The 14,791-nt window shown below is 66.1% G+C and carries 15 protein-coding genes; 5 read left to right on the plus strand and 10 right to left on the minus strand.

Translation table 11 applies throughout. The features are described 5' to 3' along the window. Positions 1-60 precede the first annotated feature (60 nt). Positions 61-1,539 (minus strand): protein kinase domain-containing protein, encoded by a 1,479-nt coding sequence (locus LQ955_RS03290; protein WP_231026809.1) that lies wholly within the window; start codon positions 1,537-1,539, stop codon positions 61-63. Between the two features lie 177 nt (positions 1,540-1,716). Here LQ955_RS03290 and LQ955_RS03295 point away from each other — a divergent pair, with 177 nt between their 5' ends. Together LQ955_RS03295 and LQ955_RS03300 are read left to right on the plus strand one after the other, a co-directional pair. Continuing rightward, positions 1,717-2,118: a hypothetical protein gene (locus tag LQ955_RS03295; protein WP_231026810.1), complete on the plus strand. Its 402-nt coding sequence runs from the start codon at positions 1,717-1,719 to the stop codon at positions 2,116-2,118. A 31-nt stretch (positions 2,119-2,149) separates the two neighbouring features. Then, positions 2,150-2,917 (plus strand): SDR family NAD(P)-dependent oxidoreductase, encoded by a 768-nt coding sequence (locus tag LQ955_RS03300; protein ID WP_231026811.1) that lies wholly within the window; start codon positions 2,150-2,152, stop codon positions 2,915-2,917. A 115-nt stretch (positions 2,918-3,032) separates the two neighbouring features. On the opposite strand, the gene LQ955_RS03305 is transcribed toward LQ955_RS03300, so the two are convergent. Beyond that, positions 3,033-3,533 carry an NUDIX domain-containing protein gene (locus tag LQ955_RS03305; protein ID WP_231026812.1) on the minus strand — a complete coding sequence of 167 codons (501 nt, stop codon included), beginning with the start codon at positions 3,531-3,533 and terminating at the stop codon, positions 3,033-3,035. A gap of 55 nt (positions 3,534-3,588) precedes the next feature. Continuing rightward, positions 3,589-4,989 carry a dihydrolipoyl dehydrogenase gene (gene lpdA / locus LQ955_RS03310; RefSeq protein WP_231026813.1) on the minus strand — a complete coding sequence of 467 codons (1,401 nt, stop codon included), beginning with the start codon at positions 4,987-4,989 and terminating at the stop codon, positions 3,589-3,591. Positions 4,990-5,131: 142 nt separating this feature from the next. Between lpdA and LQ955_RS03315 the strand changes: the two genes are divergently transcribed. After that, positions 5,132-6,040, plus strand: coding sequence for a cation diffusion facilitator family transporter (locus LQ955_RS03315; RefSeq protein WP_231026814.1), 909 nt, complete (start codon positions 5,132-5,134; stop codon positions 6,038-6,040). A 4-nt stretch (positions 6,041-6,044) separates the two neighbouring features. Here LQ955_RS03315 and LQ955_RS03320 read toward each other — a convergent pair whose 3' ends face one another. After that, the gene (locus tag LQ955_RS03320; protein ID WP_231026815.1) at positions 6,045-6,662 is read right to left on the minus strand and encodes a nucleoside deaminase; all 618 of its coding nucleotides are present in this window, start codon (positions 6,660-6,662) and stop codon (positions 6,045-6,047) included. Positions 6,663-6,767: 105 nt separating this feature from the next. Here LQ955_RS03320 and LQ955_RS03325 point away from each other — a divergent pair, with 105 nt between their 5' ends. Further along, positions 6,768-7,409, plus strand: coding sequence for a hypothetical protein (locus tag LQ955_RS03325; protein ID WP_231026816.1), 642 nt, complete (start codon positions 6,768-6,770; stop codon positions 7,407-7,409). A 92-nt stretch (positions 7,410-7,501) separates the two neighbouring features. Here the strand turns inward: LQ955_RS03325 and LQ955_RS03330 are convergent, their stop codons facing one another. Together LQ955_RS03330 and LQ955_RS03335 are read right to left on the minus strand one after the other, a co-directional pair. Continuing rightward, positions 7,502-8,521 (minus strand): FKBP-type peptidyl-prolyl cis-trans isomerase, encoded by a 1,020-nt coding sequence (locus LQ955_RS03330; protein WP_231026817.1) that lies wholly within the window; start codon positions 8,519-8,521, stop codon positions 7,502-7,504. 165 nt (positions 8,522-8,686) lie between these two features. Beyond that, positions 8,687-9,013, minus strand: coding sequence for a hypothetical protein (locus LQ955_RS03335; RefSeq protein WP_231026818.1), 327 nt, complete (start codon positions 9,011-9,013; stop codon positions 8,687-8,689). Between the two features lie 133 nt (positions 9,014-9,146). Between LQ955_RS03335 and LQ955_RS03340 the strand changes: the two genes are divergently transcribed. Further along, positions 9,147-9,911 (plus strand): SOS response-associated peptidase, encoded by a 765-nt coding sequence (locus LQ955_RS03340; RefSeq protein WP_231026819.1) that lies wholly within the window; start codon positions 9,147-9,149, stop codon positions 9,909-9,911. A 101-nt stretch (positions 9,912-10,012) separates the two neighbouring features. Here the strand turns inward: LQ955_RS03340 and LQ955_RS03345 are convergent, their stop codons facing one another. The 4 genes from LQ955_RS03345 to LQ955_RS03360 all read right to left on the minus strand — a co-directional run bounded on the left by LQ955_RS03345 (position 10,013) and on the right by LQ955_RS03360 (position 14,771). Continuing rightward, entirely contained in the window at positions 10,013-11,269 is a 1,257-nt protein-coding gene (locus tag LQ955_RS03345) for a sugar ABC transporter permease (RefSeq protein WP_231026820.1), read from the minus strand. Further along, positions 11,269-12,237 carry an ATP-binding cassette domain-containing protein gene (locus LQ955_RS03350; protein WP_231028246.1) on the minus strand — a complete coding sequence of 323 codons (969 nt, stop codon included), beginning with the start codon at positions 12,235-12,237 and terminating at the stop codon, positions 11,269-11,271. Before LQ955_RS03350 ends, LQ955_RS03345 begins: the two co-directional genes overlap by 1 nt. Before the next feature lie 143 nt (positions 12,238-12,380). After that, a complete protein-coding gene (locus LQ955_RS03355; RefSeq protein ID WP_231026821.1) occupies positions 12,381-13,487 on the minus strand; it encodes a sugar ABC transporter substrate-binding protein in 1,107 nt (368 codons plus the stop codon). Positions 13,488-13,589: 102 nt separating this feature from the next. Next, complete coding sequence (locus LQ955_RS03360) at positions 13,590-14,771, minus strand: ROK family transcriptional regulator (protein WP_231026822.1); 1,182 nt, start codon at positions 14,769-14,771, stop codon at positions 13,590-13,592. Between the last annotated feature and the right edge of the window lie 20 nt (positions 14,772-14,791).

Here is a 14,791-nt window from a genome sequence, read left to right on the forward strand (position 1 = left end):
GCAGTTCCCCTCCAGATGATGCCGTCAGTGCAGATGATGCCGGCAGTGCAGATGGCGGCGTCAGTGACTCAACGGTAGTCCCTGGCTCACGTCGCTGGTCGTGCGCAACCCCACCTGGCGCAACTCGAGCTGTGAAACCACGAGGGCGGCGAGGTCGTTGAGGTTCTCGACCTCGGCGTCTGTCGCCTCGCTGGGCGCAAAATCCATCACGGCGAGGGTGCCGATGAGCTCGCCGCTCGTGCGTTTCAGCGGCACGCCCACGTAGAACCGCATGCCGACAGGGCCGGTCACGAGCACGTTGTCAGACGTGCGAGAGTCGAGCATGCCGTCTTCGATGACCACCGCGTCCACCTGCGGCGCCATGAGCGTCGAGAGATCGAGGTCGTTTGCGAGGCGCTCGAGGTCGCGCCGGTCGATGTCATCGCGGTCGACGTCGTCGGCATAGTGCGACTTGAACCACACCCGGTCGCGGTCGACCACGCTGACGATCGAGATCGGCGCCGAGAACAGCCGCGCCGCCATTGCGGTGACGCGGTCGAGCGCTTCGTCGGGCAGGGTGTCGAGAATGGATGGCCGCGGCGTCAGCGCTGCTCGCTTCTCGCCGGGGGCGAAGAGCGGCTCCATCGCCTCGTCTTTGTGCCGGCCGCTTTCGGCGATCACGACCTGCTTGAGCGCTGCCACGAGCTCGTGGCGAACCGGACGCGCCTCGGGGTCGCGGGCGGTCATCGCGGCGAGAAGGTGCTGCCAATAGTCGGGTAGATCATCCGGAATCACCGGATCGCGCGAGAGCCGGGCGAGGGCCGACTCGACCACGCCGCCCCCGAACTCGAGGTGCCGGGTGAAGCATTCGAGCAGCACCAGGCCGAGCGAGTAGACGTCGCTCGCCGCAGTGATGGGTTTTCCCGAGGCCTGCTCGGGGCTCAGGTAGCCCGCCGTGCCGGTGGTGGTGCCGTCGACGGTGAGGCGTTCCATGTCGTCGGCGATGGCGATGCCGAAGTCGGTGAGTTTGGCGCGGGCGCGCGGCGATCCGTCGCCGTAGTCGACCAAGAGGATGTTCGAAGGCTTGATGTCGCGGTGCACAACACCCTTGGCCTGAATGTAGTCGAGCGCTTCGGCGAGGTCGTAGCCGATCTCGGCGATGTGCCGTGAGGTGAGCTGGGTGTGCGAGATGCGTTCGTGCAGGTCGCTGCCGTTGACCAGCGCCATCACCAGGTAGCGGTTGTTGCGGCCGTACTCGTCCACGTCGACGCCGGCGTCGTGAATCTGCACGAGGGCGTGATGATCGAGGCCGGCGAGCAGGGTGAGCTCGGTCTGCTGACGACCGGATTCGACGGCGCTGCTGTGGAACAGCTTTACGGCGACGTCGCGCCCGAGAGTAAGGTCGTGCGCGAGAAAGACGGTAGCGAGGCCGCCCTGGCCGATCGGCGAATCGAGGCGGTACCGGCCGCCGAGAACGCGGTGGTGCGGCTCGGGCTGCGGTTCGGCGTGCGGCTCGCTTGGGGGAGTCTCGCCCACGTCGCCTGCCTTTCGGTTACTCATTCGAGAGCCGAATCAAGTGTGCCCTTAGAATACCTGGAGCACGCGTCTGGCGGGTGGTGACTCGCTGCCCATTGACGAGCGGGCCGGTCGTGTGCAAACGGGCATCCGACATCCCTTTCGGTGGATATCGCGTGACGGAGCAACGGCCAAGCGTGGCCGTCTGCCAGTATGGCAACCATGAGTTCACGCCCCAATACCTCCAAGAGCAGCCAGTACCACAAGAACGCCCAGGGCGGCGGCTCCACCCAGCACACGGCCCTCGAAGACGGGCGTCGCGGCGGCTGGGGTGCGTTCGCCGGGCTGATCACGTTCGTTCTGATCGCCTTTCCGCTTTCGGCGACCATCGCGTTCGCCACGAACCCGCAGACGCAGAAGCTGTTCGGCAGCCACCTCGCCGACGCGAGCCAGTTCGGCTATCGGGCGTTCTGGTGGTTGCTTTCGCTCGCCCTTCTCGCGTTGCCGTTTCTGGTGGGCTACGGTCTCATCCACCTCGGCAGCCGCGGTATCAAGATCGCCGGTGCGGTCATCGCGCTGTTCGTGATCGCCGTCGTGATTCTGGGCCAGCTCTTCGTCTACTGACATGCCGTAAATTCGCACTAAGGGAGGGCTCATGAAGGGCAAGGTCGCGATCGTCACGGGCGCGAGCAAGGGGATCGGGCTCGCGATCGTGCAGGCGCTAGTCGCCGAAGGCGCGCACGTGGTCGCGGGTGCTCGGTCGTCGTCGGCGGCGATCGACGAGCTGGTAGCCGACGGGTCGGTGACGTTCGTGGCGGTGAATCTGGCCGAGGTGGATGCCGCGGCGGCGCTGGTTTCGGCGGCGGGCGGTCGCGTCGACATTCTGGTGAACAACGTCGGTGCCACGAAGACCCGCGTGGGCGGTTTTCTGAGCGTCACCGACGACGAGTGGCTGGAGTCGCTCACCCTGAACCTGTTGGCGGCAGTTCGTACGACGAGGGCGGTGCTGCCGGGCATGATCGAGGCGGGGGCGGGAAACATCGTGAACGTCGCTTCGGTGAACGCGTTTCTGCCCGACCCGGCGGTCATCGACTACAGCGCGGCGAAGGCGGCGCAGCTCAATTTCGCGAAGTCGTTGTCGAAGGAGGTCGGTCCGCACGGCATCCGGGTGAACAGCGTGAGCCCCGGCCCCGTCGAGACCGACCTGTGGCTCGGAGCCGGGGGAGTGGCGGCGACGGTGTCGGCCGCGAGCGGGGTCGACCCGGCGGCGGTCGCGGCCTCGGCGGTCGCCGGATCGGCGACCCAGCGATTCACCCACCCCTCCGAGGTCGCCGACGTGGTGCTCTTTCTCGCCGGCGATCGTGCCTCGAACATCACGGGTGCGAACATCACCATCGACGGCGGTCTCGTCACCACCCTCTAACGCGGACGCGAGAGCGACTGGTCCGGACGAGAGCGACCGCCGGGGCGGCTCTTCTCGTCCGAATAAGTCGCTCTCACCTGACGCAGCGGCGCAACCACGAGCCGCCGCGGCGGACTCAGGCGCCGCCGAGGTGCTGCCGCAGGGCATCCAGCACTGCGACTTGACCCTCGACGAGCAGGTTCGCCGCCTCGGCCAGCGGCAGCCAACGGGCCTCGGCGATCTCGGGAAACTCCTGCTGGCGCCCCGAGCGCGGGGGCCACTCGGTGCTGAAGGTGTTGCTGCCGACGAAGGCGAGGGAGGCGGCGTGCGGCACGACGCCATCGGCGCCCGGTGCGTCGGCGCGCGCGGTGAACACGCGCACGATCTTGCCCGACTTCTGCCGAAAATCGCCGAGCAGTTCGTAGGGGAGTGGTGGGGCATCCACCCCCACTTCTTCGCGAAACTCGCGCCGGGCCGTGGCGAGCGACTCTTCGTCGCCCTCGTTCAGCCCCTTCGGCAGAGACCACGCACGCACCTTCGAAGCGGGCCAGAACGGCCCGCCCATGCGCGCGATGAACACCTCGGGGGCGTCGGCGGGGCCGCGATACAACAGGATGCCCGAACTCACGATAGGCATACGACACCGTTCGCGCGGCGGCGGTCGGGCATCCGTGGCCCGGAAAGTACCCGAGTCACAGGTTGATCATGTGGCCGACGAGCCCGTGGAAGGCGTCTTGCATCGACTCCGAGAGGCTCGGGTGCACGTGCACGTTGCGGGCGAGTTCGTTCGCGGTGAGGTCCCACTTCTGCGCGAGGGTGAGTTCGGGCAGCAGCTCGGAGACGTCGTGCCCGATGAGGTGCCCGCCGAGCAGCTCACCGTAGGTCGCGTCGGCGACGAGTTTGACAAAACCGCTGGGCTCGCCGAGGGCGTGCGCCTTGGCATTCGCCGTCATCGGGAAGGTCGACACCTTCACGTCGTACCCCTCGTCGCGCGCCTGCTGCTCGGTGAGACCGAAGCTCGCCACCTGCGGCTGGCAGAACGTGGCGCGCGGCATCATGCGGTAGTCGCCGAGCGGCATGGTCTCGGCGCCGCCGATGGTCTCTGCCGCCACGATGCCCTGCGCCTCGGCGACGTGCGCGAGCTGCAGTTTCGCGGTGACATCGCCGATGGCGTAGATGCCGGGCACGTTCGTACGCATGTACTCGTCGATGGCGATAGCGCCGCGCTCGGTTAGCTCGACGCCGGTGTTCTCAAGGCCGAAGCCGTCGACGCGCGCGGCGAAGCCGATCGACATCAGCACCTTATCGGCTTCGATCTGGCCGGGGGCGCCGTTCTTGTCGACGTAGCTGACGGTGACCGAGCTGCCGTTGTCGACCACGGTCTCGACGCGAGTCGAGGTGAGAATGGGCACGCCCAGCTTCTTGAACTGCTTCTCGACCTCTTTGGAGATGTCGGCGTCTTCGTTCGGCAGCGCGCGCGGCAGAAACTCGATGATGGTCACCTCGACGCCGTAGTTGGCCAGCACGTAGGCGAACTCGATGCCGATGGCCCCGGCGCCCACGATGGCGATCGAAGCAGGCAGTTCGCGCTGCATGATCAGGGTCTCGTAGGTCACGACGTTCTCGCTCAGCGAGGTGCCGGGCAGCAGTCGCACGGTCGAGCCGGTGGCGATGATGGCGTTGTCGAACGTCAGCGTCTCAGAGCCCCCGGCCGTCAGCTCGACGTTCAGCGAGTGAGCGTCGACGAAGGCGCCGCGACCGTCGTACTCGGTGACCTTGTTCTTCTTCATCAAGAAGTGCACGCCTTTAGAACGCCCGTCGGCCACCTTGCGGCTGCGGTCGAATGCGACGCCGTAGTCGAACGTGACGTCACCCGAGATGCCGAACGTGTCGGCCTCCGAGTAGAAGATGTGCGCCAACTCGGCGTTGCGCAGCAGTGTCTTCGCGGGAACACAGCCGATGTTGAGGCACACGCCACCCCAGTACTGCTTCTCGACGATCGCCACACTCAGACCGAGCTGCGCGGCGCGCACAGCGGCGACGTACCCGCCGGGCCCGGCTCCCAGAATGACGACGTTGTAGTGAGCGGCCACGGCTGATCCTCCTGGTTGAGTTTTCGAACGTCTCCCATTCTTCTCCTATTCCAGCGGCCACGGCGCCCCTCGCCGATACCCGATGACGGATGCCCGGGGTTTCATTAGGCTGAACCCACTGCCGGTACGAAAGGGCGTTTGCATGGTCGTCGTACTCGCGTTCATCGCGAACATTCTGGTCGCGCTGGCGAAGACGGCTGCTGCCGCCGTCACCGGATCCGCCTCGCTCGTGGCCGAGGCGTCGCACTCATGGGCCGATGCGGGCAACGAGGTGTTCTTGCTCGTCGCCGACAAGCGCTCGGCGCGCTCGAGTGATGACGAGCATCCACTCGGTTACGGGCGTGAGGCCTACGTGTGGTCGTTGCTGGCAGCCGTCGGCGTGTTCACCGTGGGGGCCGTCATTTCGGTGATGCACGGGGTGCAGGAGCTCTTCAATCCGGAGCCGGCGTCGAACTTCGGCATCGCGTATGCGGTGCTGGGCGTGTCGGCAGTGCTCGAGGGCGCCTCACTCGTGCAGTCGCTGGTGCAAGCCCGGCGCGGCGCCTCGAAGTACCAGCGCGACCCGGTCGACTACGTCGTGAACGGTTCGGATGCCACGCTGCGCGGTGTCGTCGCCGAAGACTCTGCGGCCATCGCCGGTCTGGTGATCGCGTTCGTGGGCATTCTGCTGCACCAGGTCACCGGCAACCCCGCATATGACTCGATCGGGTCGATACTGATCGGGCTGCTGCTGGCGGGCGTCGCGATCATCTTGATCAACCAGAACCGGCGTTACCTGGTCGGGCTGAATCCGCCCGAACGGTTTCGGGTGGGAGCTGGCAAACAGCTTCTCGCGGTGCCCGAGATCTCGCGCGTGACGTACCTGCATCTCGAGTTCGTCGGGCCGGGCCGGGTGTTTCTGGTGGCGGCCGTCGATCTCACGGGCGACCTGCCCGAGGAGCAGGTTGCGGTGCGCATCCGCCGCATCGAAAAAGAGATCGAGAAAGACGAACTGATACAGCAGGCGGTGCTCACGCTCTCGGTGAGCGACGAGCCGTCACTGGTGTTCTGAGGCGTCAGCTCTCGGGAATGACCACGCCGTCGCCGCCGCGCGCGTTGTACACCAGGGCGTTCGACCGACCGTAGGCCGCGAAGACCGCCAGCGCCGCCTCTCGCCCGACGTTCTGGGTGACCGAGATGCCGCGCGCCTCGAACTGCTCGGCCCAGTCGTCACGCATCGGCCCTTCGTCGAACCCGGTGAGCTGCTCGAGTTCGGGGCCCGCTCCGGCCACCACGAGGTGACGGATGCCCGACCACAGTGTCGAGCCGTAACACATGACGCACGGGCGCCAGTTGACCACCAGTTCGAGCTCGCGCTCACGGTCGGCGCCGAGATCCCAGCTGCCCACAGCGGCTTGCGCGAGGCTCAGTGCCATGAACTCGGCGTGCGCGCCCGAGAGGCCGGACGACAGCACGACATTGACGCCGACCGAGATGATCTCGCCGGTCTGGCGGTCGGCGACCAGCGCCGCGAACGGGCCGCCGTTGCCTTCGACGTAATTGCGCGCGGCGAGCTCGTTCACCAGCGCCATGCGCTCCTCGCCTGTAGCGAGCGTGCTCGGCAGGGTGGCCAGTTCGTCGATCAACCAGGCTGGCAATGCGATCGAAAGCGCCGACTTCATGTGGGTCACCATTTCTCGAGGGTTATGCCACGATAGACGAAAGGGGGCGGGTTGCGCCTTCACCGTGTATGCGTGCCCCACTGCCTCGGCGCGAGGGCGCGTCGAGGGGGAGAATCCATGATGTTTTCGACGCGAGCGTCTCGCGCCTTCACTATTTCGGCAGCCACGACGGTCGTGGGCTTGTCGATCGCCGCGCTGACCGGATGCTCGTCAGGCAGTTCGACGCCGACGCCGGCCCCGACGGTCACGGTGACGGTCACGCCGACGGCCACCCCCACCGCCACATCGAGCCCGACCTCGTCACCCACGAGCGCCGCGGCGACGCCCGTCGACATCGCGTGCAACCAGCTCGTCTTCGACTCGATCGTGACCGACTTCAGCCCCGGGCTCACGCTCGACTCGTCGTACACGCCAACCTCGGGCTCGACCTTCCAGACCATGGCCGGCCTCGACGGCACGGTGTGCCACTGGGCCGACACCGATGGCGGGTCGGCGACCCTGACCGTGGGCGTGGCCAAGCCCTCTGCCTCGGCGCTGGCGGCACAAGAGGCGACGCTCTCTTCCGCCGGCTACGGCACCAGCGAGCTGCCCGGATCCCCAGCGAACCGCGGTTACGAGGCGCGCACCGCTTCGACTCCCGAGCTCGACATGTTCACCGAGTCGGGCTATTGGATCGCCGTAGCCTCGCCAGGCTTCACCAAAGACAGCGACTCCAACACGTTCTTTCAGAACGTGCTGCAGACGCTGCCCTCGGGCTAGAGCACGAGCTAGCCCCGCTATTTCAGCGGAGATTTCGAGGGTGTAGCCGCTCTACGGCGACGCACCCTCGAAATCTCCGCTCTTTTGCGTGTTTAGGCCGCGGCCGTCGCGAGAATGTCGATGACGAACACGAGGTCGTCGGTTCCGCTGATGCCGGCTGAGGCCTGGCCGGCCTCGCCGTAGCCCTGGTCGGGCGGAATCACGACGAGCACCTGCGATCCGACGGTGTAGCCCACCAGCGCAGCCGAGAAGCCCTTGATCACGGCGTCGGTAGTGAACGTCGCCGGCTGGCTGCCCCAGCTCTGGTCGAACACCTTGCCCGTCGTCCAGTTCACGCCCTGATACTGCACGGTGACACTGTCGCCGTCGCCGACCTTCGCGCCGGTGCCGAGCTTCAAGGTCTCGACCTGCAGGGTGGTCGGCGGCGGTGTGCTCGGAATGGTGACAGTCGGTGTGCCGTCGGGGGCGATCGCCACGGTCGGCAGGCCGGCCACGGGTGTCTGATCGGCGCCGGTCGCCTTCAGAGGCATGTTCGGGTCGAGTGTGGGCGTCGGGGTGGCGGTCGCAGTCGGTGCGGCTGCGACGGCCTTCACATCGAGCACAAAAACGACGGTGTCGGTAGCCGCGACGCCGAGGGTCGTGTTGCCGCTCTCGCCCCAGGCGTCGGCCGGAGGAACGACGGCCACGATGCGCGACCCCACGGTGGCGCAGTCGACGGCCTTCACGATTCCCGGCAAGAACTTCGCCGCATCGACCGTGATGTCTTGAGAACCGACCTCGGCATCGGTGGTGGTGAACAGCTGCTGGCCAGAGGTGCCGTTGTACAGAGTGAAGTCCACCGTCGCGACAGAGCCGTCGGTGACCTGGTCGCCGGTTCCGTTGATGAGCACCGTGCGCTCGGTGGCCGTTGCCGTCATCGGTGCCGTGAACGTCGTCACCGGGAGGGTGTCGAGGGCGCCGGTGGCCTTGACCGCGGCGGAGTTGGCGCCCGGGGCGGTCAACGTGCATCCACCCGCCGCCGGCGTCGACGTGGCGGAGCTGCCCGCAGAGCTACAGCCCGCGAGAGCGAGGGCGACGGCGGCTGCCGCGGCGAAAAGGGCGATTTTGCGCATGGATCCTCTAAGAGTCGGTTTATAACGGGGCCAGTCTGCCGTGCGCGGCTATGAGCAAGCTGTCTGCGCGCTGGGAGCCGGCCCGCCCGAGCAGCTCGCTGGGAGAGCAGGCGCGCTAGGCGCCAGCCCGCCCGAGCAGAGCGACGGGCAGCATCCCCGCTCTGGTCAGGCGCGCACCTGACTCGCGGCGATGATCAGGATGCTCACCAGCGCCACCGCGGCGATGCTCAACATGAGTGCGGCGAGAATACCGAGACGGGCGCGACCGCGCCGGGTCAGCAGCTGAGTGATGACCATCGCAGCGTACAGCAGCACCACGATGGCGAGAGCGACGCCGGCCAGGCCGTGCGGGGGCAACGGCAGTAACCAGATCAGTACTCCCGCGGCGATCAGGGCGAACAGACCGCCCATGACCAGCCAGATGCGCCCGGTGGAACTGGTGAGCGACGGTTGGTTGGTGACCTTCGTCGGGTCGAGCTCGGGGTCGCTCATGCGCCCTCCTCTTTGCCTTCAGCGTACGCGCCGTGAAACACAACGGAGCGAGATGTCGATGCGGGTGAATTGCAGGGTGAAAGTGGTGCAGGCGACCCAGCCCTTGCCGCGCCACGGCGATACGCTGAGCGAAATGCGCACCAGATTCGCCCTCACCGAAACCCCTGATCGACTTGCAGCCGTCTTCGGGGCGTCGGCATCGAGCACAACAGGGTGGAAGCCCTCGTACAAGTTCGCTCCGGCGCGCAAGATCATCATCGTGCGCAGGCAGCCGCAGCTACAGCCGCATTCTCAGCTACAGCCGCATTCTCAGCTACAGCATTCTCCGGCGCACGCGGATGCCCGGGGTGACGCGCGCGAGCTGATCACCGCCTCGTGGGGTTTCACCCCGACCTGGTTGACCGGGGAGGTACCGCCGATCATCCGTGTCGGCATGGAACGCATTCTCAGCAACGGCTATTTTCACGATGCGTTTCTCAATCGACGGTGCCTCATCCCCATGCTCGGATATTACGACTGGCAGAACACCCCCGATGGCAACGTGCAGTCGTACTTCGTTCGGGGCCCCGGCCAAGTACTTGCCGCCATGGGCGTCTACAACGTGCGTGAGAACGGATCGCGGCCGCACGTGTCGGTGGCCCTGGTCACCCGAGACACCGGATCGACCTTGGATGATCGGGTGCCGTCGGTGCTCGATGAACCACTCTGGGGCGAATGGCTCGGTGGCGGTACGCCGGCCCTCGACGACCGCGGCGCAGAAGATCTGCTGGCGCGCGTGACGACTCGCTCCCACGACCTCGCCGAGACGCTGACGCGCACCCGGGTCGGAGACACCATCAACTCGCCCTACGCCCGCGACGCGGTGAGTCTCATCTCACCGCTGCGGATGCGGGCGTAAGGGATGCGGGCGTAAGAGGGTCTAGGCGTACAAACCCGAAAAACCCCGGCCCGCTCGAAGGAATCGAGTGGGCCGGGGTTTTTCGGTACTGCGGGAAGCGGTTACGCCTGGCCGTGGCTGGCCCGTGAACGCCGTGACAGCGAGTCGATGATGACGGCGAGCAGCAGAACCGCACCCGTGATCATGTATCGGATCGACGAGTCGAGGTTGAGCAGCGTCAGGCCCGACGAGATGGACTGGATGACCAGAATGCCGAGCAGAGCGGAGTACGCGCTGCCGCGACCACCGAAGAGGCTGGTACCACCGATGACGGCGGCGGCGATGGCGTTCAGGTTCGTGTCGCCACCACCCGACGAGAGGCTTGCGCTGGTGAGACGAGCCGACGCGAGCAGACCGCCGAGGGCGGCGAAGGTCGAACAGAGAATGAACACTGTGATGTAGATGCGGTTCACCTTGATACCGGCTCGACGCGCGGCCTCCACCGAACCACCGACCGCGAAGACCGAGCGGCCCCAGCGGGTGCGGGTCAAGAAGAAGTTCATGATGATCACGAGCAGCACGAACAACAGGAACGATGCACCCAGACCGCGATCGGTCGCGAGGTAGGCGACGGCCGCGACCAGCACGATCAGCAGCAGAATCGCCTTGATCAGCGTGACCGACAACGCACCGGTCGACAGGCCGGCCTTACGACGACGACTTGCGCGGCGGATGTCACCGAAGAACAAGCCGGCCGCGGCGATGAACGCCAGAGCGTAAGCGGCCCACGGCGGCAGGAACGCCGAGGTGGCGAACTGCACGATCCACGAGTCGTAGGGCAGGTTGATCGAGCCTGTCGGACCGAGAATCTTCAGCTGCAGGCCCAGGAAGGCGAGCAGACCGGCCAGGGTGATGACGAAGCTGGGAACGCCGAATCGGGTGAACAGCAGACCGTACAGGTAACCGATCGCAGCACCGACGACGAGAGCGACGATGATGGCGATGGCCACGGGCCAGTTCTGCTGGGTGAGGCCGACACCGAGGATGGCCGCGGCCAGACCGCTGACCGAACCGACCGACAGGTCGATCTGGCCGAGCAGCAGCACGAGCACGATACCGATGGAGATGGTGCCGACGGCCGCACACTGCAGGGTGAGGTTGACCAGGTTGTTCGCCGAGAGGAAGTTCGGGTTGAGAATCTGGAAGATCGCGCAGATGACGATCAGACCGATGACGACGGGCAGCGACCCGAGGTCACCGCCGCGAACGCGCTGGCGGAAGGCGAGTACGGCACCGCGCACGCCTTCGGTGCGCACGAGACGTTCGTCTTGCAGATCGGCTGCGCGCTCTGCCGGTGTTTCAGTGGGCGTGGTAGTCATCAGCGGGTCTCCTCGCTCTGGTCATTGGTACTGGCGTCGTCGATACCTGTTGCGTTGTTGGGCAGGGGTTCGCTCACTGCACCCGCACTGGGCGCGGCTGGCGCGTTCGCAGCAGCGGCAGGAGCTTCGACGGCGACGGCGGTAGCCGCTGCGTTGTCAGCCGCTGCATCGACGGCGTGGGCGCTGGCGCGCCGGGTCACGACGTTGTCGGTGGCACCGGTGATGGCAGAGATGATCTCTTCGTAGCTCACGTCGGCGACGTGGAAGTCACCGTTGTTGCGACCGAGACGCAGCACGGCCACGCGGTCGGCGACGGCCTGCACGTCGGCCATGTTGTGGCTGATGAGCAGCACGCCGAGGCCGCGTTCACGCAGGCGCTCGACGAGGTTCAGCACTTCGGCGGTCTGGGCCACTCCGAGGGCGGCCGTCGGCTCGTCGAGAATGACGACGCTGGGCTCGCCGATGAGCGATCGGGCGATGGCCACGGTCTGGCGCTGACCACCGGAGAGCGAGGCCACAGCGATACGCACCGACGGAATCTTGGCAGAGAGCTGGCGCAGCAGGCTCCAGGAGCGCTGCTCCATCTCTTCTTCGTCGAGGGCCACGCCGTGCACGATCTCACGACCGAGAAAGAGGTTCGAGACGACGTCGAGGTTGTCGCACAGAGCGAGGTCTTGGAACACCGTGGCGATGCCGAGCGCGCGAGAGGCGGTCGGGGTCGGAATGGTGACGATCTGGCCGTCGAACTTGATGGTGCCGGAGTCCTGCGGGTGCACCCCCGCCAGAATCTTCACGAGCGTGGACTTGCCCGCGCCGTTGTCGCCCACGATGGCGACGACCTCTCCTGGGTAGATGTCGAGGTCGATGTCGGTCAGGGCGCGTACGGCACCGAAGCCCTTCGAGACGCCCCTGAGCGAGAGAACGGGCTCACGCGTGGCACTCGTGGGTTCAGCGACGGCGGATTCCATCGTCACGGTTACTCCTTTGTATAGCGTTGGTCAAAATGTTTTGTGCGCTGGGCCCAAAGTAAACCCGGCCGGGGCGTGTGTACACACCCCGGCCGGGCCATACTCGGTTTTTACTGACTCAGTTTGTTACTTGATGCCGGTTGTTACTTGATGCCGGCGGTGGCGCAAGCCGCTGCGTAGTCTGGCGTGCAGATCTGTGCGGCGGTGTAGAAGCCATCGGCGACGACGGTGCTCTCGATGTTGTCAACGGTGACGGCAACCGGTACCAGCAGGAACGAAGCGATCTTGGCGCCCTTTGCGGTTGCGGTCTCGCTGGTTCCGTTGATGGCCTGGCCCTTGGCAAGCGCGACAGCCAGGGTGGCCGCCTGCTCTGCTTCCGGCTTGAGTGCCTTGTAGACGGTCATGTACTGGTCGCCCGAGAGGATGCGCTGGATACCAGCGAGCTCAGCGTCTTGACCGGTAACGGGAGGCAGCGGGCTGACGTTCGCGCCCTTGAGTGCTGCGATGGCGCCACCTGCGGTGCCGTCGTTCGCGGCGTACAGACCCTTGATCTGGCTACCGAACTGCGTGATCTGGCCGGCGACCCAGGTCTGAGCCTGTGCCGGGTCCCATCCGGGTGTGTCGTACTCGGCGAGAACCTTGTAGCCCGACGTGTCGATGACCGAGTGGGCGCCCTTCTTGAACAGGGTGGCGTTGTTGTCCGTCGGCGAACCGTTGACCATGATGATGCCCGATCCGGCGGCAACGCCGGTCTTCTTCAGCTCGTCGACCAGAGCCTGGCCCTGGAGTTGCCCGACCTTCTCGTTGTCGAACGAGATGTAGGCGGACGAGTCGGGGCTGTCGATGAGGCGGTCGTACGAGATGACCGGCACGTTCTTCGCCTTGGCTTCGCCGACGATGGCTGCTGCGGCCTCGCCGTCGAACGGGTCGAGAACCAGAACGTTGACGCCCTGCGTCAGCATCGATTCAGCCTGCTGCTGCTGCTTCGAAGCGTCGCCGTCGGCGTTTGCATAGAGAACCGTGCAGTCGGGGCACAGGGCGGTGACCTTGGCCTCGAAGTACGGCTTGTCAGCGCTCTCATAGCGAGCGGTGACAGAGTCGGGGAGCAGCAAGCCGATCTTGGCGCTTGATGCGGTTGCCGTCGCGTTCGACGAACCGTTCGATGATCCGTTCGAACATGCTGTGAGCGAGCCGGCTGCGAGCAGGAGCGCGGCCGTGGCAATGACCGCTCTCGTGGTGGCGATCTTCATTGAGAAACCTCCGTAATCGTGCCGCCCTCTTTGGCGGCTGGAGCGAGCTTGGCATCTTTCGATGTTGTCGTCAAGTCTTGAAGCCAACCGAAAGATAACAAGTTAAGCACTTCTGTCTTCGGGCACGATGTTCACGCTGTCGACGGCGTAAACCGCGGCCCCCAGGGTGGCGGCTCGGGCGCCGAGCTGGCCCTGAACGATTTCGGGCATCAGGTCTCGGCCGACGATGATCGAGCGCTCGACCGCGTGCCGCAACGGGCCGAGCAGCAATTCGCCGGCCCGCGCCAGTTCGCCGCCGACCACGATGCGCTCGGGGTCGAGAAGATTGCAGAGATTCGCTGCCGCGACGCCGATGTGCCGCCCGGCATCGGCAAGGGCGCGCATCGATGTCGATTCGCCCGACATGGCACGAAGCACGACGTCGTTGAGCTTGACGGTGCCGAGTTCGTCACGCAGGTTGTCGAGCAGTGCCGGCCCGCCCGCGATGGCCTCGAGGCACCCCCGGTTGCCGCAGCGGCACAGCGGCCCGTCTTCGAGGATGGTCGTGTGCCCGAATTCGCCCGCGACGCCGTTGTGGCCCCGAAAGATGGCGCCATTCAGTATCAGCCCGGCCCCGATGCCGTCGCCGATGTCGAGAGTGACGGAGTTGGATTTGCCTCGCGCGGCCCCGAGTCTGAACTCCGCGAGCGCCGAGAGGTTCGCGGCATTGTCGACGTAGACGGGGCGCTTGAGCCGGCGCTGCATCACCTCTGCGACATCGACGCCGTCCCAGCCGCGCATGATGCCGCTGCGGGCTGTCGTTCCGGTCTCCCTGTCCATGGGGGCGGGAACGGCGATGCCCACGGCGAGAATCTCGGGCATCGTTGCATCCACTGATTCGAGCATGTCGGCCAGCAGCAGTGTGGTCTTGTCGAGTTCGTTGTCGGCGCGGTGGTCTTTTGCAAGCGGCATGTGGTGTTCGGCCACCACAGTGTGGGCGGCATCGGCCAGCGCGATGCGCATGTGCCGGGTCGAGAAGTGCACGCCGACGAAGAGGCCCAGCGTGTGGGCGAGGGTGACGTGCTGAGCGCGTCGACCGCTTCGTGTGATGGTCGCGGTGTGCAGTAGGCCTGTGCCGACGCCCTCTTTGACGATGTTCGACACCGTGGCGGGAGACAGGCCCGTAGCCCCGGCGAGTTCGACCTGGGTCAGGCCGCCATGCTTCTTGATGGCGTCGACAATTCGAGCCCGGTTGGCTTCACGAAGTGAAGTCTGTGATCCCGGAGTGCGCCGTTGGTCTTCCACCAGAACAACATACAGCGCCT

It is taken from the genome of Subtercola endophyticus (assembly GCF_021044565.1).
Lineage (GTDB): Bacteria > Actinomycetota > Actinomycetes > Actinomycetales > Microbacteriaceae > Subtercola > Subtercola endophyticus.